The organism is Vibrio splendidus, assembly GCF_024347615.1.
GTDB lineage: Bacteria > Pseudomonadota > Gammaproteobacteria > Enterobacterales > Vibrionaceae > Vibrio > Vibrio splendidus.
Genome location: NZ_AP025508.1, coordinates 1,578,629 through 1,595,813 on the forward strand (window position 1 = coordinate 1,578,629; position 17,185 = coordinate 1,595,813).

Annotated in this window: 17 protein-coding genes and 2 pseudogenes; 13 read left to right on the plus strand and 6 right to left on the minus strand. The window is 43.1% G+C overall.

All coding sequences use genetic code 11. The annotated features are described in order from the left end of the window. Positions 1 to 106: 106 nt before the first annotated feature. From OCU90_RS06975 to ribB, 8 genes are all read left to right on the plus strand, one after another. On the plus strand, positions 107 to 1,033 hold the full coding sequence (locus tag OCU90_RS06975) for a hypothetical protein (RefSeq protein ID WP_061024694.1): 927 nt from the start codon (positions 107 to 109) through the stop codon (positions 1,031 to 1,033). Positions 1,034 to 1,601: 568 nt separating this feature from the next. Further along, positions 1,602 to 3,035 carry a long-chain-fatty-acyl-CoA reductase LuxC gene (luxC, locus tag OCU90_RS06980; protein WP_061024696.1) on the plus strand — a complete coding sequence of 478 codons (1,434 nt, stop codon included), beginning with the start codon at positions 1,602 to 1,604 and terminating at the stop codon, positions 3,033 to 3,035. 15 nt (positions 3,036 to 3,050) lie between these two features. Next, the gene (locus OCU90_RS06985; protein WP_061024698.1) at positions 3,051 to 3,968 is read left to right on the plus strand and encodes an acyl transferase; all 918 of its coding nucleotides are present in this window, start codon (positions 3,051 to 3,053) and stop codon (positions 3,966 to 3,968) included. A gap of 35 nt (positions 3,969 to 4,003) precedes the next feature. Continuing rightward, positions 4,004 to 5,071, plus strand: coding sequence for a luciferase subunit alpha (luxA, locus tag OCU90_RS06990; RefSeq protein WP_061024700.1), 1,068 nt, complete (start codon positions 4,004 to 4,006; stop codon positions 5,069 to 5,071). A gap of 26 nt (positions 5,072 to 5,097) precedes the next feature. Continuing rightward, on the plus strand, positions 5,098 to 6,072 hold the full coding sequence (gene luxB, locus OCU90_RS06995; RefSeq protein WP_061024702.1) for a luciferase subunit beta: 975 nt from the start codon (positions 5,098 to 5,100) through the stop codon (positions 6,070 to 6,072). Between the two features lie 88 nt (positions 6,073 to 6,160). Further along, positions 6,161 to 7,294, plus strand: a complete 1,134-nt coding sequence (gene luxE / locus OCU90_RS07000) for a long-chain-fatty-acid--protein ligase LuxE (RefSeq protein ID WP_061024703.1) — start codon at positions 6,161 to 6,163, stop codon at positions 7,292 to 7,294. A 5-nt stretch (positions 7,295 to 7,299) separates the two neighbouring features. Then, positions 7,300 to 8,001 carry a flavin mononucleotide reductase LuxG gene (gene luxG / locus OCU90_RS07005; protein ID WP_060981786.1) on the plus strand — a complete coding sequence of 234 codons (702 nt, stop codon included), beginning with the start codon at positions 7,300 to 7,302 and terminating at the stop codon, positions 7,999 to 8,001. A 22-nt stretch (positions 8,002 to 8,023) separates the two neighbouring features. Continuing rightward, positions 8,024 to 8,719, plus strand: a complete 696-nt coding sequence (ribB, locus tag OCU90_RS07010) for a 3,4-dihydroxy-2-butanone-4-phosphate synthase (RefSeq protein WP_061024715.1) — start codon at positions 8,024 to 8,026, stop codon at positions 8,717 to 8,719. A 242-nt stretch (positions 8,720 to 8,961) separates the two neighbouring features. Here ribB and OCU90_RS26165 read toward each other — a convergent pair. After that, a pseudogene (locus OCU90_RS26165) lies at positions 8,962 to 9,085 on the minus strand (Lrp/AsnC family transcriptional regulator); the annotation flags it as partial. Here OCU90_RS26165 and OCU90_RS26170 point away from each other — a divergent pair. Then, a pseudogene (locus OCU90_RS26170) lies at positions 9,076 to 9,222 on the plus strand (alpha/beta fold hydrolase); the annotation flags it as partial. The pseudogenes OCU90_RS26165 and OCU90_RS26170 overlap by 10 nt on opposite strands. 124 nt (positions 9,223 to 9,346) lie before the next feature. Next, positions 9,347 to 10,587 (plus strand): IS3 family transposase gene (locus OCU90_RS07015; protein ID WP_372114074.1). Its coding sequence is split into 2 segments (ribosomal slippage): positions 9,347 to 9,719 and positions 9,719 to 10,587, totalling 1,242 coding nucleotides; the frame shifts between segments, so codons are not numbered across the junction. Between the two features lie 55 nt (positions 10,588 to 10,642). Here OCU90_RS07015 and OCU90_RS07020 read toward each other — a convergent pair. Then, a complete protein-coding gene (locus OCU90_RS07020; protein ID WP_017087374.1) occupies positions 10,643 to 12,151 on the minus strand; it encodes a DUF3360 domain-containing protein in 1,509 nt (502 codons plus the stop codon). A gap of 509 nt (positions 12,152 to 12,660) precedes the next feature. Here OCU90_RS07020 and OCU90_RS07025 point away from each other — a divergent pair. From OCU90_RS07025 to OCU90_RS07035, 3 genes are all read left to right on the plus strand, one after another. Beyond that, positions 12,661 to 12,999 (plus strand): hypothetical protein, encoded by a 339-nt coding sequence (locus OCU90_RS07025; protein WP_004734781.1) that lies wholly within the window; start codon positions 12,661 to 12,663, stop codon positions 12,997 to 12,999. Positions 13,000 to 13,082: 83 nt separating this feature from the next. Then, entirely contained in the window at positions 13,083 to 13,955 is an 873-nt protein-coding gene (locus OCU90_RS07030; RefSeq protein WP_004734782.1) for a patatin-like phospholipase family protein, read from the plus strand. 15 nt (positions 13,956 to 13,970) lie between these two features. Beyond that, positions 13,971 to 14,339, plus strand: coding sequence for a hypothetical protein (locus OCU90_RS07035; protein ID WP_061026062.1), 369 nt, complete (start codon positions 13,971 to 13,973; stop codon positions 14,337 to 14,339). A gap of 116 nt (positions 14,340 to 14,455) precedes the next feature. Here the strand turns inward: OCU90_RS07035 and folM are convergent, their stop codons facing one another. From folM to folK, 4 genes are all read right to left on the minus strand, one after another. Further along, a complete protein-coding gene (folM, locus tag OCU90_RS07040; protein ID WP_061026064.1) occupies positions 14,456 to 15,172 on the minus strand; it encodes a dihydromonapterin reductase in 717 nt (238 codons plus the stop codon). Further along, complete coding sequence (gene folE / locus OCU90_RS07045) at positions 15,169 to 15,807, minus strand: GTP cyclohydrolase I FolE (RefSeq protein ID WP_054543114.1); 639 nt, start codon at positions 15,805 to 15,807, stop codon at positions 15,169 to 15,171. The genes folM and folE overlap by 4 nt, the downstream gene beginning before the upstream one ends. Positions 15,808 to 15,824: 17 nt before the next feature. Continuing rightward, positions 15,825 to 16,196: a dihydroneopterin triphosphate 2'-epimerase gene (folX, locus tag OCU90_RS07050; protein WP_004734786.1), complete on the minus strand. Its 372-nt coding sequence runs from the start codon at positions 16,194 to 16,196 to the stop codon at positions 15,825 to 15,827. Positions 16,197 to 16,353: 157 nt separating this feature from the next. After that, on the minus strand, positions 16,354 to 16,851 hold the full coding sequence (gene folK / locus OCU90_RS07055) for a 2-amino-4-hydroxy-6-hydroxymethyldihydropteridine diphosphokinase (RefSeq protein WP_029224522.1): 498 nt from the start codon (positions 16,849 to 16,851) through the stop codon (positions 16,354 to 16,356). Positions 16,852 to 17,185 lie beyond the last annotated feature (334 nt).

Below are 17,185 nucleotides of genomic sequence, written 5' to 3' on the forward strand. Positions count from 1 at the left end.
CAGATGTGTAATGGGTATCACACATTTTGTTGGAGGCTGATCTAGTCTAGTAGGTGCTTACTATTGATAACAATAACTTTAATTATATACATTAGGACGTCCTATTATGGCTAAGAAAATAATATTCATTCATGGTCGCGCTCAAAAGCCCGATAAAGCTCCCCTTCAAGCACTCTGGTACGAAGCTATAGAACATGGCTTGCAGCGAGATTGTGGAGACTCAAGTTCATTGCAAGCTTTTAAAGATGTCGATAAACGGTTTGTCTATTACGGTGAACTATCAAACACATTGTTAGAGAAACCAGCGGAAGACCCTGCAAGTCGGCAGCAAGCGTTGTCTGAACTCAAAAAGTACAAGACAAGCCAGTTCAATAAAACAACGTATAACAAGGTATCTAAAATTGGTTTTCTAAAAGAGGCGTTAGCAGATACTTTTTCATCGCTATTTGGGCGACTGGGTGCGGCAGAGTCACTCATCACGATGGTCGCGCCGGATATGGCGCATTATTGGAATGAAGATACCTATTTTGGCAGCGATGTCAGGCATAGGCTAATGGTTGAACTGAAGGAAGCGCTTGATAATCAGGACGACGTGATGATTGTATCGCACAGCCTTGGCACGATGATCAGTTATGACGTGCTATGGAAGTTGTCTCATTACGGAGAGTATAGACACGACTATGGTGCGGACAAGAAGGTTAACTTATTGCTGACGCTCGGGTCACCGTTAGGAGATGAAAACGTAAAAGATAGACTTAAAGGGAGCCGTTTGGAAGATGAGAAGAAGTACCCTTTAAACATTCAGCAATGGATAAACATTTCGGCAGAAGATGATTTTATCTCTCATGACAGCAAAATTAGAAATGACTTTAAAGATATGCTCAAACTGGGTCTGATACCCGGCGGAATGAAAGATATCCACCCGATCTACAACCTCAATATTCGCAACGGAAAAAGCAATCCGCACGCTTCCATCGGCTATCTAATCAACCCTAAATTCATCACAGTACTGGATGAATGGCTCTCTAGTTGATTTGGTTTACCATCGTCAATTGTTAGCTGCTTGTTCGTTGGAACGCAGATAAAACAAGGCCTCGCGTGTGCGAGGCCTTTTTGTGTTCTGTGGATCGAGCGAATTGACTTGGGCAGATGTACGTCAAGTTCGACTTACAAATCCCCTCCTAGCCTCCCCTTGGCTTATATCTCCAATCTCTCGTTGGTCACGGCAAAGGCTAGGGATTGAGTGTGATCGTTACGAGTTTACTATTTCGATATATTTATTCAAATTAGCCATTTTAAATGGGCGTATGAAATATCCCATGAGACTTTTGTTTTTCTGTATCTATGGTTTTTACATTTTAAAATTAAAAGTATATTTATGCGCTGTGAAATCATTTCTATGAAATATAATTCAATTTAAAAAATAATAAATATTATAGATAAGGATAACTATAATTGGTCATATCTATAGTTGTTAATAATTATAGTGAGCTGTTTTTTTTTGATACGTTTAACGTTTTTAAATATAAATATTTATTTTATTTCCAAAGAGGCAGGTTCGTAGCTAGGGTTGTTGGGGATAAAGAGGAGTCATCTTTAATATGGAAAAGCATTTACCCTTGATTATAAATGGTCTGATATGCTCTACGGGGCGAGGAAGTCATGAGATCACTTTTGAAGAAAATAAAGTTAAAATAGATTCTTTCAATGTTGAGCATATTTCTAAGATGCTTAATCAGGAGGTTCTGATAGATTTAGATATAAATAATATAATCAATTTTGTTTATACAGTGGGACAGCGCTGGAAGAATGAAGAATATTCTAGAAGAAGAACGTACATTAGAAACCTAATTACCTACTTAGGTTATTCACCACAAATGGCAAAATTAGAGGCCAATTGGATCGCAATGATTTTATGCTCTAAAAGTGCCTTATATGACATTGTGAATACTGAGCTTGGGTCAACCCATATTCAAGATGAGTGGTTACCTCAAGGTGAGTGTTATGTAAGAGCATTCCCTAAAGGGCGAGTCATGCACTTACTCGCAGGTAATGTTCCCCTTTCAGGTGTGACATCGATATTGCGTGGCATTCTGACTAAAAATCAATGCATCGTACGAATGTCGGCTTCCGATCCATTTACTGCGCATGCATTGGCAATGAGTTTTATAGACGTCAATCCGGACCACCCAATTTCTAAGTCGATCTCTGTACTGTATTGGCCACATAAAGCTGATACGACAATTGCGGAAGAGCTAATTAGTCATATGGATGCGGTTGTTGCTTGGGGAGGGCATGATGCTATTGATTGGGCGGTTAAGCATTCGCCTTCACATATTGATGTTTTGAAGTTCGGCCCTAAAAAAAGTTTTACTATTTTAGATGAACCGACCAACTTAGATGAAGCGGCTTCCGGCGCCGCTCATGATATTTGCTTTTATGACCAGAATGCTTGTTTCTCTACCCAGAATATATACTTTTGTGGAGACAACTACGAAGCTTTTAAGGATAAGTTGGTAGAAAAATTATGTCTTTATGAAAATATTCTCCCGAAGTCTAGGCAAAGTTTTGATGAAGAAGCTTTGTTTTCATTTACTCGATTGGAATGTCAATTCTCAGGTCTCAACATTATATCGGAACCAGATAATAAGTGGATGATTATAGAATCAGACGCTGGTGTCGAATACAACCACCCTTTAAGTCGTTGTGTTTATATCCATAAAATAAATAAGGTGGAAGATGTTGTTGATTATATCGACAAGCATAAAACTCAAACGATTTCTTTTTATCCTTGGAGTTCTTCAATTAAATACCGAGATATCTTTGCTCAAAAAGGCGTTGAGCGAATAGTTGAATCCGGCATGAATAATATATTTAGAGCGGGTGGTGCACATGATGCGATGCGACCACTACAACGCTTAGTTCGATTTGTCTCTCACGAAAGACCATATAGTTTCACCACCAAGGATGTCTCTGTAGAAATAGAACAAACTCGATTTCTTGAAGAAGATAAGTTCTTGGTTTTTGTCCCTTAAATAAGGAAGTTTATAATGAAAAGTCAATGTAAGACTATTTCTCACGTGCTAAGCGTGAATGATGGTCAGAATATTCATATCTGGGAAACACCTCCGAATAAAAGTGCTCCCTCTAAAAACAATACCATTCTTATTGCTTCTGGGTTCGCTCGGAGAATGGATCACTTTGCTGGTCTCGCAGAATACTTGTCTGAAAATGGGTTCCATGTATTTCGTTATGACTCGCTCCATCACGTCGGTTTGAGCTCAGGCACTATCGATGAATTTACGATGACCACTGGAAAAAACAGTTTATGCACGGTTTATCACTGGCTACAACAAAAGGGCATCTCGAACATCGGGCTCATTGCGGCAAGTTTGTCGGCTCGTGTGGCTTATGAGGTTGTTGCTGATCTGGAATTATCTTTCCTCATTACTGCTGTTGGTGTCGTAAATCTGCGTGACACGCTGGAAAAAGCACTTGGGTTTGATTATCTCAGTTTACCGATCGATGAGTTGCCAAACGACCTTGACTTCGAAGGGCACAAGCTTGGTTCTGAAGTGTTTGTTCGAGACTGTTTTGAGCATCATTGGGATACTTTGGAATCTACGCTTGCCAAGGTCTCTAATACCTCTGTTCCATTAATTGCATTTACCGCCAACAACGATGATTGGGTAGAGCAAGATGAAGTCTACGGAATGCTCGGACAAATCAGCAGCGGCAATTGCAAACTTTACTCCTTGCTTGGGAGCTCTCACGACTTGGGTGAGAATTTAGTTGTCTTACGTAACTTTTATCAATCTGTGACGAAAGCAGCGATCGCAATGGATGACGGCAGTCTCGAAATCGATGTTGATTTTGTCGAGCCCGATTTTGAGCAGCTCACCATCGCGACGGTCAATGAGCGTCGTCTAAAAGCAGAAATCGAAAGCCGCATGCTAGAAATGGCTTAATGCTTACCTGCAACACCAATAAATAAGGAAACGTTATGAAATTTGGAAATTTCCTTCTCACTTATCAACCACCTGAGTTAGATCAGGCACAAGTGATGAAGCGATTGGTTAACCTTGGCAAAGCCTCTGAAAGTTGTGGCTTCGATACCGCTTGGTTATTAGAGCATCACTTTACTGAGTTCGGTTTACTGGGTAACCCATATGTGGCCGCTGCGAACTTACTGGGTGCGACAGAAAACCTTAATGTTGGTACCGCTGCGATTGTGTTACCAACGGCGCACCCTGTCCGACAAGCTGAAGATGTTAACTTGCTTGATCAAATGTCGAAAGGGCGATTCCGCTTTGGTATTTGTCGCGGGTTGTATGATAAGGACTTCCGAGTGTTTGGGACTGATATGGATAACAGCCGTGCACTGATGGATTGTTGGTATGACTTGATGAAAGAAGGCTTTGAAGAAGGTTACATGGCCGCAGATAACGAGCATATTAAATTTCCTAGAGTACAGTTGAACCCTGCAGCACACACCAAAGGCGGCGCACCTGTTTATGTGGTTGCTGAATCAGCGTCCACAACGGAATGGGCCGCACAGCGTGGCCTGCCAATGATCTTAAGTTGGATCATCAATACACATGAAAAGAAAGCTCAGCTCGATCTTTACAATGAAATCGCGGCGGAACATGGCTACGACGTCACCCAAATTGACCACTGCCTATCTTACATTACTTCAGTCGACCATGACTCTGAGAGAGCTAAAGAAGTTTGCCGAAACTTCCTTGCCCATTGGTACGACTCTTACGTGAATGCCACCACTATTTTTGATGATTCTAACCAGATCAAAGGCTATGACTTTAACAAAGGCCAATGGCGTGACTTTGTTTTGAAAGGTCATAAGGACACCAATCGTCGCATTGATTACAGCTACGAAATCAATCCAGTGGGCACGCCTGAAGAGTGTATCGCGATCATCCAGCAGGATATCGATGCAACAGGTATCAACAATATTTGCTGTGGTTTTGAAGCTAACGGTTCAGAAGAAGAAATCATCGCATCCATGACGCTGTTTCAATCTGATGTGATGCCATATCTCAAAGAGAAACAATAATAATTATTTTCGATAAGGAAAGGGACATGAAATTTGGATTATTCTTCCTCAATTTTTTGAACTCAAAACAATCTTCAGATCAAGTCATTGAAGAGATGTTAGATACTGCTCATTACGCTGACCAACTGAGTTTTGATACCGTCGCTGTGTATGAAAACCATTTCTCGAATCAAGGCACAGTAGGTGCGCCATTGACGGTAGCGGGCTTTTTACTTGGTATGACTCAAAATCTCAAAGTTGCTTCTTTGAATCATGTTATTACCACCCATCATCCGGTTCGCGTTGCTGAAGAAGCTTGCCTGCTTGACCAGATGAGTGAAGGGCGCTTTGTTTTTGGTTTTAGTGATTGTGAAAAAAGTACGGATATGCGCTTCTTTAATCGTCCGACTAATGCGCAATTTCAGGTATTTGATGCATGTTATGAAATTATCAATGACGCTTTTTCAACGGGTTACTGCCACCCTGATAACGACTTTTTCAGTTTTCCAAAGATTTCTGTAAATCCACATGCTTATACCGAAGGTGGTCCCGCTCAGTTTGTGAATGCTACCAGTAAAGAAGTGGTCGAATGGGCAGCGAAGCGAGCTCTTGCTCTTGTGTTTAAGTGGGATGACTCCAATGCGCAGCGCCAAGAATACGCGATGCTCTACAACGATGTTGCTAACGAGCACGGTGTAGATATAGCGAAAGTGCGCCATAAGCTGACTCTTTTAGTCAACCAGAATCTTGATGGCGACCAAGCAAGAGCAGAAACGCATGAGTACTTAGCAGAGTATGTTCGCGAGTCTTACCCAAATAGTGACTTCTCTACAAAAATGTCCGAATTGTTGTCTGAAAGTGCAATTGGTACTTATGAAGAAAGTACTCAAGCAGCACGTATCGCAATCGAGTGCTGTGGTGCTTCTGATGTTTTGATGTCATTTGAGTCGATTGCAGATAAGGCTCAACAGAGAGCTGTGATCGATATCGTGAATGTCAACATTATGAAATACCACTCTTAAGACTACATGAACGCATAAAGGGGCATATTTCTGTCCCTTTTTCCATCTCTATGCGCAATCGCGCTTATTTATATATATAGGCATTTATATGGACGTACTTTCAGCGGTCAAGCAGGAAAATATCGCGGCGAGCACAGAAATCGATGACTTGATTTTTATGGGCACACCACACCAGTGGCCTTTGCAACAACAGAAGCAATTGACTTCCCGTTTCGTTAAAGAGGCGTATCGGTATCATTACCAGAATAACGAGGATTATCGTCATTTCTGCCAAACATTAGGTGTGAAAGAGGACGTATCCGACCTCAACGATATCCCCGTTTTTCCAACTTCAATCTTCAAACTAAGAGCGTTACTGACAGTCGAAGACGCTGACGTTGAAAATCGATTCACAAGCAGCGGCACTAGTGGAATAAAAAGCATAGTTGCTAGAGACCGACTGAGCATCGAGCGCCTGCTTGGTTCAGTCAATTTCGGCATGAATTATGTCGGTGATTGGTTTGATCATCAAATGGAGTTGGTCAATTTAGGCCCGGACCGCTTTAACGCCAATAACATTTGGTTCAAATATGTGATGAGCTTGGTCGAGCTGCTTTATCCAACAGCTTTTACCGTGAACGAAGATGAAATCGATTTTGAAGCAACGTTAAAAAACATGGAGAGGATTAAGAAAAAGGGTAAAACCATTTGTCTTATTGGCCCTCCTTATTTCATCTACCTGCTTTGTCATTTCATGCGTAAACAAGGGCGAGAGTTCAATGGTGGCAGCGATCTTTACATAATTACGGGTGGAGGCTGGAAGAAGCATCAAGACCAATCTCTCGATCGAGAGGCTTTCAATCAACTTCTGCTTGAAACATTTGACTTAGACAGTTCCCAACAGATCCGAGATACCTTCAACCAAGTGGAGTTGAATACTTGCTTTTTCGAAGATAAAGAACATAAAAAAAGAGTACCACCTTGGGTGTTTGCGAGAGCTTTGGATCCCATCACTCTTAAACCTTTGCCAAATGGGGAGCCGGGGCTAATGAGCTATATGGATGCGTCGGCGGTGAGTTATCCCTGTTTCTTGGTCACCGATGATATTGGCATCGTGAGAGAGGAAGAGGGGGAAAGACCTGGGACAACGGTCGAGATCGTTAGACGGGTAAATACGAGAGGGCTAAAAGGGTGCGCACTGAGTTTGTCTCAAGCGATTACGACTAAGAATCTGAAGGGGTGAATGTGATGTTATGTACGGTAGAAAAAATAGAACCACTTACCAGCTTTATATCCCGTGTAGTATTGAGACCAGATCAACCATTTGATTTTAGAGCAGGGCAATACATCAATCTCAGCTTAAATTGTGGCGGAGTTCCGCTTTCCATTGCTTCTTGCCCTACTGAAGGTGAGTTTTTAGAGCTTCATATTGGTGGCTCAGAGCTGCGTAATAAAAATACCCTTGTTATGGAAGAGCTGACCAATGCTTGGCTCAGTGGCCAAAAAATTGAAGTGAGTGAACCGAGAGGTGACGCTTGGCTCCGCAGTAAGAGCGCAAAATCTCTATTACTCATAGCCGGTGGTACTGGTATGTCATATGCGATGAGTATTTTGAGAAACAGTTTACAACATGGTTTTACACAACCGATTTACGTCTATTGGGGTGCAAAAGATATGAATAACTTGTACGTGCATGATGAGTTGGTTGATATTGCCTTGAAAAACAGAAATGTTCGTTACGTACCTATTACGGAGGTCCCAAGCTCCCCCCAATATTCGAAGCGTGGGCAGGTTCTAGAGTGTGTGATGAATGATTTCGGGAACTTATCTGAATTCGATATCTATTTATGCGGCCCTGGCAAAATGGTTGAGTCCGCTCGGACAGAATTTTGTAAAGAGAAAGGTGTAGAGCTAGATCAACTTTATTCCGATGCATTCGCTTATTTATAACAACTTTCAAGGAGATGAAATCATGGAGTCTACGTCACTTTTAGAAGAGTTTGGTAATCCTCTGCAAAGAGTCGAACGGGCTATTGAGGCGCTTAAACATGGCAATGGTATCTTATTGATGGATGATGAGAACCGCGAAAATGAAGGTGACTTGATCTTTTCTGCTCAATACCTGACAGAGCAACAAATGGCGCTGATGATCAGAGAATGTAGTGGAATCGTATGTTTGTGCTTAACTCAAGAGCGAGCGAACTGGTTGGAATTGCCTCCTATGGTGGAAGATAACCGAAGTAAAAACCAAACGGCTTTTACGGTGTCAATCGAAGCTAAAGAGGGGGTTACAACAGGAGTATCAGCAAAAGACCGTGTGACAACAGTAAAAACAGCGATCCATTTTGATGCTCAACCGGAAGATCTTGCGAGACCGGGGCACGTTTTTCCTTTGGTTGCCAAAAGCAATGGCGTACTGAGCCGTCGAGGTCATACGGAAGGGACTGTTGACTTAATGCAGCTCGCTAACCTTGTCCCATCAGGTGTGCTTTGTGAACTTACCAACCTGGATGGCACTATGGCAAAACTTCCTGAAACCATTGTGTTTGCGAAACGTCATAAGATGCCCGTTCTGACGATAGAAGACATTGTTGAATATCGAAAGGACATAACGCTACGAAAAAAGTATCAAAAGCCTAGTGAGATAGTGGAGCTTAATTTGGCTTAATCTAATCATTTACGCTTCTTTTGTTCTGTACTTACACTGATTTTTTCACCCGTCCTCGGCGGGTTTTTTACTGCAAGGTGTTTTTGGGAAACGTTGTTAGTGTTTTGGCTAATTCAACAAACCATGAATAACTAAAAGCACGGAAACTCGTCTAATTTAGTGCCTACTATTGATAGTGTGCAGTTCGGCGAGGATGTAGAGCGGCCTTTAGAGCCCCATAAACCACAATCAATAGCGTCACTTGGCAGTTTCGTCTTACGTTTTTACTTGACCGAAGGCGACGCTTGATTCAATAGACGCAATATTGGGTAGGTGAGTTAATTGATTTCGGAATAACTCCCCGCAGCTTTTTAGCCTCTCGCCTATGGCTAACGGATTCAGAAGCGAACAATAAGCACATCAAAAACTACAGCATTTACTACATTGAGGACTCAGGTCATTCCCAATGCTAGAGCTGCCAAAGCAATTCAACGTTGATGAAAGCGTTGAAGTCAGTGCAGTAGGGTGTTGCCGTTGATAAAGATTAGTTGTAACCGTTCGATAGATAAAACTAAGGCCTCGCGTGTGCGAGGCCTTTTTGTGTTCCGTGTCCCGTCCTGAAATGTGTTTACACATTGAGGACTAATGATGACCATTCCAAATAAACACTACGTTAAGCGCACTCAGCGTGATTACACACTAGGCTTTAAATTGCAGGTTGTAGACGCCATCGAAAAAGGCGACATGACCTATAAACAAGCCCAATCAATTTACGGCATACAAGGTCGTTCGACTGTTCTTACTTGGTTAAGAAAGCATGGCAAAATGGATTGGACTACCAACCCAAGGAAGAACACGATGCCTAAATCACCGAGAGCGAATGAAACGCCTGCCCAAAAAATAAAACGACTTGAACAAGAGCTCGAAGATGAACGTCTCAGATGCCTTCTTCTCAATAGGGTTGTTGATATTCTTGATGCTGAGCACGGGATGTCGCTAAGAAAAAAGTATATAGCGAAGGAGCAAGAAGCCTTCAAAAAGAGAAGAAAGTAAGCTTAAGTAAAGCTTGTTCATTGCTCAATATATCTCGTCAGTGTGTCTATCAGAGAGAAAAGCGTGAGACCACTCGTCAGGCTGAGCTTGCTCCTGTGAAAGGGATGGTGCTTGAGCTAAGACGATTCATGCCTCGGCTGGGAGCTCGTAAGCTCTATTTCTTACTGAAGCCGAAGTTGATAGCTAAGGGAATAAAACTTGGCCGTGATGCTTTGTTTAATTACCTCAGAGAAGAGCGCTTACTCGTTAAGCCGAAACGAAGTTACACCAAAACAACGAACAGCAGACACTGGATGAAAAAACATCCGAACTTGCTAAAAGAAGTCGTTCCGTCAAAACCAGAAGAAGTTCTGGTGAGCGACATCACTTATGTTCAGTCAAACGAGGGCGTTCACTACTTGTCATTGGTTACCGATGCCTTCAGCCGTAAAATCATGGGGTATGAAGTTAGCAATGAAATGAAAGCGAGCGATGTTGTGAAGGCTTTAGATATGACGGTAAAAACTCGATGTTATTGTCATGCGACAATCCATCACTCAGATAGAGGGCTTCAGTATTGCTCAAACCTCTATCAAGAGAAACTTAAAAAGCATGGTATAACTCCATCAATGACGGATGGTTATGACTGTTACCAAAACGCGTTAGCTGAGCGGGTCAATGGTATCCTCAAGCAAGAGTTCTTGCTTACTCAGTGCAAAGATCTTCGCGAGTTGAAAACACTTGTTGAAGAGTCAATATATACGTACAACGAAATGAGGCCACATCTCAGCCTAGGTATGAATACGCCAAATAAGATGCATGAAAAAAGCCAGCAACTTGCGTTACTGGCTAACTAAAATCGTCAACGTATTTTAGGACGAGACACCGACTAAAACTCAATATTAATCTAGTTTAACGGAAGCTTGGGATAATCGCCGGAATACCCGGTAGAAGACCAACCAACGCCATTACGCCACTTAGCACAATAAACATAATGCCAGGCAACACCCAACGGCTCATTTTACTAAGCTCACTACTACGTTCTTTACAACCGACTAAGCCTAAGTTATCCAACAGCATGGTGAGAGCCCAACCAAATGCAGGGTTAACGAGCGCTGAAGAAAATACAACAATCGCTGCTGATTGTGTGGTTTTCCCTTCACGCGTCATTTCCATTCCAGCTTCTAGCAATGGCACAAATACCCCAACAATTAGCGCAACACAAAGTACCGGTTGCCAGATAGCTAAATCCATCGGGTAACCCCAAACTGCGGCGATGATACAGAACAGAGCTGTGAGCAATGCGCCGGCAGGAATAGGGCGTTTAGCAATCGCCGCCGGTACGATATAAGTACCCCATGAAGACGTAAAATTAGTACCACCGAGCAGAGAACCGAACGTTTGACGAATTGAAGCCGTGGTCATGGTGTCGTCAATGTTCATGTGTACTTTTTCGGTACGTTCTGGGTAGCTGATCTTTTGAAATACTTGATGCCCTAAGAAATCTGGTGACCACATTGCTACGGCTAGAATCGCAAACGGCAATACCACCATGAAATGTTCAATCGTCGGTAGGCCTAGCATCCAACCAGTATCTTCTCCCCACCAATACATAGGGTTCATGTTAGGCAAGCCTGGCTCAGTATGGAAAGCAAATGGCGCACCCATGGCAAATGCAATCGTACCACCTAGTAAGCAACTAAGAGGTACTGCTAACCAACGTTTACGGAAGTGTTCCAATAGCGCGTACAAGATAATGGTGCAGAAGATCACGACAAACGCGATATGGCTCATGCCAATTCCTTCAGCCCAAGCGAACAGCTTTTTCACTTGAGAGGCGGTTCCAACAAAGCCAAGGTAGAGCAATAGGCCGCCACATACACCTTTACTGGTGAGGTTGGCCAACATACTGCCACCTTTACTGATGGCTAAGATTAGGCCAAAAGCGCCAATCAGCAACCCAAACGCCATAGGGTGTCCGCCTGCTGCAACCACAATTGGAATTAAAGGGATAAGTGGACCATGTGTACCTGCGAGGTTCGCGGTCGGCAATAAAAAACCAGAGAAAATAATAATGAAAACAGAGGCGATGAGGAGTTCATAACGAACGTTTTCTAGAATGAAGTCTTCATTTAATCCGAGAGCCCCAGCAAAGGTGGCTGCAATAGCGCCCACCATAACCACTTTACCAATGGTCGCCGCCATCGCTGGGATGGTGTCTTCTATCTCAAATCGATAATCTTTAAACGGCAAATTTGGACGCCAGCGCTTAGGCGACATGATTTGCAATTCGTGTTCTAGATACTGTTCTCGGGAATCAAATTCCGATCTTGGTTTATGTTGTTGTTCATAGGTGAGTTCATCCTCATTGGCTTGAGGCTTCTCTGTTTGTATATGTGCGGACTCTAAAGTAGTGCTCATTTTGATTCCTTTCGTTCACACTCTGAGGTGTGTTATTCCAACAAACGTTGTTGACTCACGGCATGAAGTGTAAACAATGCGTCAACTTATAATTAAAAATTCATTAACATTTAGTTGTTAGTACCTTATACCAAACCAAAAAAAACAAATAGACTCAGTCGGTTAGACATTAGTCGTAGAGTCGGACGACTAGTATTAGACCCTGTAGATAGTATGTGTCTGTTTATTGGTAGGCTCTTGATTTCAGGAATAACAAAGTCACTTTCAACAACAAATGGTTCGACTCTAAAGGCCCAGGAAAAAGTCCAACAACTTACGTTTGGTTGCATGCTTGGTTGCGTTCTTGATGTGATTTGATCGTGATATCTGGTCCAGTTTTATGTTGGATATATTGGGTAATCAGCAGGGGTAGGGATTGCCTCTAGTAGCTCAATTTCTCCTACGTTTGGCCCCTGATAGTGTTAGAATCTCCGCATCAGAATTATCGAGAAACTAGGTATTTATAAACAATGTTTATCCATCACGTAAACGGCATCGACTGGCTGGTGATTACAGCTTTTGAAGAACTGAAACCGATGTTTATCGAAGATGCTGGTCCCATCCCAGCTTACTTCTCTACCACCAGTGAATTGAGCCTGATTGATCAAGCCAAGCGCAGCTATGGATTTTTGCCTAAACTCCGCGGTGTGATCACTGATACCGGCACGTATCAAAGTGAAAATCTTGAAGAAGATTTGAACCCACAGCTAGCGTGTATAGTGGAAGGGCGTGGTCGGGTGTTTATCTATCACGGCGACTATGTGGCTTTTGTGGATGACGAGCAAACCTTCATTACCCGTATGGACTGAGAGTGACTCAGTGAGTTGAGATCTGCGAATTGGTAAATCGGCGAGTTAGCTCCCCTAGAATTAAAAACTAAAGGATTAATACGATGGCAAAAACGGTCTCATTGGTACTTGGCAGTGGTGGCGCAAGAGGCTTGGTTCACGTTGGAATCATCCGTTGGTTAATTGAGCATGGCTATCAGATAAAATCCATCTCTGGCTGTTCAATTGGCGCACTTATCGGTGGTGTCTACGCTGCGGGTAAGTTGGATGAATTTGAAGAGTGGGTCACCAGTATCGACCAATCGGATATGGCGATGATGTTGGACTTTTCATGGCAATCGAGTGGTATCTTCAAAGGGGACAAGATCATCGACACACTGCGTGGATTGATCGGCGAGATTTCAATTGAAGATCTGCCTATCCCTTATACCGCAGTTGCTGCCAACGTCGCCGAAGAAAAAGAGGTTTGGCTGCAATCAGGTTCTCTGTTTGATGCCATTCGCGCCTCTATCTCTTTACCACTGTTCTTCACTCCACATGTCATTAATGGCGAAGTGCTGATTGATGGCGGAGTGCTCAATCCTGTACCGATTGCGCCTACCTTTAGTGATAAGACAGACTTTACTCTGGCTGTGAACTTAGGTGGTGAACCTGAGATGCTTCAACAGGAAACGATACCGGTTTCCCTACCTACAAAAGAGAGCAATCTGCATGAGAAGGTTGTTCACTTTATCGATAATCTTGGTAGCAGTGTAAAAAGTAAAATGAGCTTCAATTTTGCTGCCTACGACATTGCCAACCAAGCGTTTGATGCGATGCAATCGACCATTGCTCGCCAGAAACTGGCCGCTTATCCCGCCGATATTACGCTTGAGATCCCACGTAATGCTTGTGGCACCTTAGAGTTTGATCGTTCACAAGAGATGATAGACAGAGGCTACCATTTGGCACAGGCTAAACTGGGCAACCGGCTTTAATGTATTTGCTGCTGAATGAGAGTATTTATGGAAACTGAACTAAAAGAGCTTGAACTCCACGAGCTTATGGCAACAAAAGATGTCATCGTACTCACCAGCATAGAAGTGTCAGCTGTATCTTGGCTGATAGATTGCTATCAAGAGAATACTGATATCGACATTATCGAGAACGCACATCAACTCGATACTGAAGCGGTTTTGGCGCAATGTCGAAACAGCCTGAGTGAAAGTAAAAAGGTAATACTTACTGCGCAGTTTCGTAGCCAACTGCCTATCATCAATATCGCTTCACTGTGTAATGAGAAGCGCAAGTCATTGACCAATATTGAGTTGTTAGGCTGGGACGAAGAAAAACGCCTTCCTCACTCTTTTAGCAGTTTCTAGGTCATAGTAGCTTCTGGCTTCTGGCTTCTGGCTTCTAGCTTCTAGCGGTTTATTGGTAACAGCAGTCGCTAGTCTTTTGAGTTTCTATGTTGACCTAAGCCCACAAGATATGGACTTCACTTCAAATGCCTGCCGCCATCAAGGTGTAAGGTTCGTCCTGTCATGTAGTGACTGGCCAACACAAACTTGATGCCATCTATTATTTCCTCAAAGCCCGCTTCTGTCGGGATCAGAGCTTTTTTCAGAGCTTTGGTTTTGTATGCCTCATCGTCATGTTCATTGAACTTAATCATGGCTGGAGAGAGGGTATTTACTTTTACCTTGGGAGCTAACATTGCTGAAAACGATAGCGTCAGGTTGTTGAGTGCAGCTTTACTGGCCGCGTAAGCGATGTGTTTTTTACTGCCTTTTTCAGCAACGTAATCACTGATGTGGATGATGTCTGACGTTTTATCGCCAGACATCAGTTGGTCTTTGAGCGTTAAATTGAACAGATAAGGCACGGTGGCGTGAATCGTCATCATCTGGTGCATGATTTGTGAGGCATTATCACTGGGGTTTGTCTTGTTCTCAGGCTTCCAGTCTGAAGCGTTGTGTATGATGGCTCGAAGTGTCTTATATTCTTGACCAACGTAATGAAGAAAGCCCTCTAGGCTGCTTTGTTGATAAAAGTCTACCTGCTGCAAGTCGGCTCCACTATCGCGCAACAGTTGCAGTTGAGGATAGTCGCTGCGGTAGGTGCCAACCACGCTGTATCCATCCGTTAAAAGTTGCTGCGCCAGTGCGAATCCGAGTCGCTTTCCCACGCCGGTTATTAATATCGTTTCACTCATCGTAAAAACTCAGCTCTGGTTTGAGGGTTAGTTTTGAAAATACCACCGAGCGCGGTTGTTGAGGTTTCAGAGTTTGCATCCATGACGCCTCTGGATTTAACGCAATAGTGAGTGGCTTTAATTGTCACGGCCACATTTTCTGTTTCGACTAGAGTCTGTATCGCGACCAGGATTTGCTGAGTAAGGCGTTCTTGCACTTGAGGACGCTGAGCAAAGAATCGAACAATACGATTTATTTTAGACAACCCGAGTATCTTGCTTTCAGGGATATAGGCCACTTCTGCTAAACCATCGATGGTAATGAAGTGATGTTCGCACGTCGACGTTAAGTCTATGTTCGACACCTTGACCATTTCATCAACCGACATTTTGTTTTCTATCACACTGATTTTTGGGAAGTTATCGTAATCGAGCCCTGAAAATATCTCGTGGACGTACATCTTTGCAATACGATGGGGTGTTTCAGCGAGGCTGTCGTCGGTTAAATCCAGCCCAAGCGTACTGACCACTTCCGTTAACAGACCTTTTATGCGGTTGTACTTCTGGTTGGGATTCATTTCGCTCGGTGTCATTGGGGTTTCAAGTCCTTTTGCGAGCAAAGCTTCTCTTACTTTTTCAGCTTCTGTATTCAGCATGACTCTCTCCTTATGAGTTAATTTTCGAGCTCTGCTTCATAGCTAAGCGTGAGTGAAACGGAGTCGGCAAAACGTAGGGCATGAGGCTTATCAATTCTCACTTGAGCGTATCGTACCCATGGATGATCGATACAAATGCCGAGTACGTCGCTGGTTAACTTTTCTAAAAGCAGAAATCTTCCGGATTCGACATGTTGAATGATCTTCTTGCAGATGTTTTTGTAGTTGAGTGCGTTCTCCACATCATCTGAGAGGCAAAGGTTGTTTGCGGGGTAGTGGATCTCTGCATTGATAACGATGTCTTGCTGCTTAGACTTTTCTTCTTCGTTGAAGCCGATGAAGGTTCTTAGTCTGAGATTTGTAATGGTGATAATGGCGTTGTGATTCATAACAGTGTCCAATCCTTAGAGAGTAAAGTCAGGTACGTGCTTGTTTTAAGAAAAGATCAGTAAAGCTCACGCGATTAAGAGTTCAGTTGTTCCTTTCGCAGTTGTTCCTTTCGCAACTGTTCCTGTTGCAGCCGTTCTTTTTTCAGTCATGTAAAGGCTAGGTGAAACTGATATCGAAAGGGATGGGTTGGGTTTTCTGACTTAACTGATCGAAGTTTTCCCAGAGCTGCTGATATGAGATGTCTAGAGTGGGGTGACGTTCTTGCGCAGCAATATCGACTAACGGCCTGAGCACAAAAGCGTACTCGGTGATTTCGCCTCTAGGCAGCTCTACGCCATCGATAACGCCCACTTGATTACCACAAAGAAGGATGTCGATATCCATTGTGCGTGAAGCATAGGCTTTGGTCTGACGCTTGCGATCGTTCTCTGATTCGATTTGATGCAGAACCTTAACCAGATCTGCGATAGGAAGGGTACATTCGAACCCAACGACTAGGTTTAAGAAGTTATCCCCTTTAAAACCGACAGGCTCGCAATCGTAGAATTTAGAAATGTGTAGGGGCGCAAAGCGGTCATGCAATGCTTTGAGAGATTCTGTGACGTGATGTTCGCGGTTAATGTTGCTTCCGATGCTGACATAGACGGTGGCCATAGTCTTTCCCTCCTTTTAAACAGCCTATACGTCCGACTTGCTATGAAGATCAGCTATGCGTCCTTTTAATGGCAGGACGGCAAAAGAAAAATACGGTTCTGTTACAAGTTTTGCCCGTTTTGAGCCCGACAAAAGGGCACCTGTGAGCTAGAAAGTGCCACGAGTCAAAGCTCAGCCGATGAAGGTATTGGATAAAAATGTGTGTGGGAAAAATTGAATATGATCGATCATGAATAACTATAGGTATGGAAAGTCGCTTAACGTAGCGTCCAGTATTGATGGTGCAGACCACTGACAAGTATACGGACCTTCATGACAATATGCTTTTTCACAT

Excerpts from the sequence above, each read along its gene's own strand:
- OCU90_RS06975 (WP_061024694.1), top strand. The coding sequence starts at position 107 with ATGGCTAAGAAAATAATATTCATTCATGGTCGCGCTCAAAAGCCCGAT.
- luxC (WP_061024696.1), top strand. The coding sequence starts at position 1,602 with ATGGAAAAGCATTTACCCTTGATTATAAATGGTCTGATATGCTCTACG.
- OCU90_RS06985 (WP_061024698.1), top strand. The coding sequence starts at position 3,051 with ATGAAAAGTCAATGTAAGACTATTTCTCACGTGCTAAGCGTGAATGAT.
- luxA (WP_061024700.1), top strand. The coding sequence starts at position 4,004 with ATGAAATTTGGAAATTTCCTTCTCACTTATCAACCACCTGAGTTAGAT.
- luxB (WP_061024702.1), top strand. The coding sequence starts at position 5,098 with ATGAAATTTGGATTATTCTTCCTCAATTTTTTGAACTCAAAACAATCT.
- luxE (WP_061024703.1), top strand. The coding sequence starts at position 6,161 with ATGGACGTACTTTCAGCGGTCAAGCAGGAAAATATCGCGGCGAGCACA.
- luxG (WP_060981786.1), top strand. The coding sequence starts at position 7,300 with ATGTTATGTACGGTAGAAAAAATAGAACCACTTACCAGCTTTATATCC.
- ribB (WP_061024715.1), top strand. The coding sequence starts at position 8,024 with ATGGAGTCTACGTCACTTTTAGAAGAGTTTGGTAATCCTCTGCAAAGA.
- OCU90_RS07020 (WP_017087374.1), bottom strand. The coding sequence starts at position 12,151 with ATGAGCACTACTTTAGAGTCCGCACATATACAAACAGAGAAGCCTCAA.
- OCU90_RS07025 (WP_004734781.1), top strand. The coding sequence starts at position 12,661 with ATGTTTATCCATCACGTAAACGGCATCGACTGGCTGGTGATTACAGCT.
- OCU90_RS07030 (WP_004734782.1), top strand. The coding sequence starts at position 13,083 with ATGGCAAAAACGGTCTCATTGGTACTTGGCAGTGGTGGCGCAAGAGGC.
- OCU90_RS07035 (WP_061026062.1), top strand. The coding sequence starts at position 13,971 with ATGAGAGTATTTATGGAAACTGAACTAAAAGAGCTTGAACTCCACGAG.
- folM (WP_061026064.1), bottom strand. The coding sequence starts at position 15,172 with ATGAGTGAAACGATATTAATAACCGGCGTGGGAAAGCGACTCGGATTC.
- folE (WP_054543114.1), bottom strand. The coding sequence starts at position 15,807 with ATGCTGAATACAGAAGCTGAAAAAGTAAGAGAAGCTTTGCTCGCAAAA.
- folX (WP_004734786.1), bottom strand. The coding sequence starts at position 16,196 with ATGAATCACAACGCCATTATCACCATTACAAATCTCAGACTAAGAACC.
- folK (WP_029224522.1), bottom strand. The coding sequence starts at position 16,851 with ATGGCCACCGTCTATGTCAGCATCGGAAGCAACATTAACCGCGAACAT.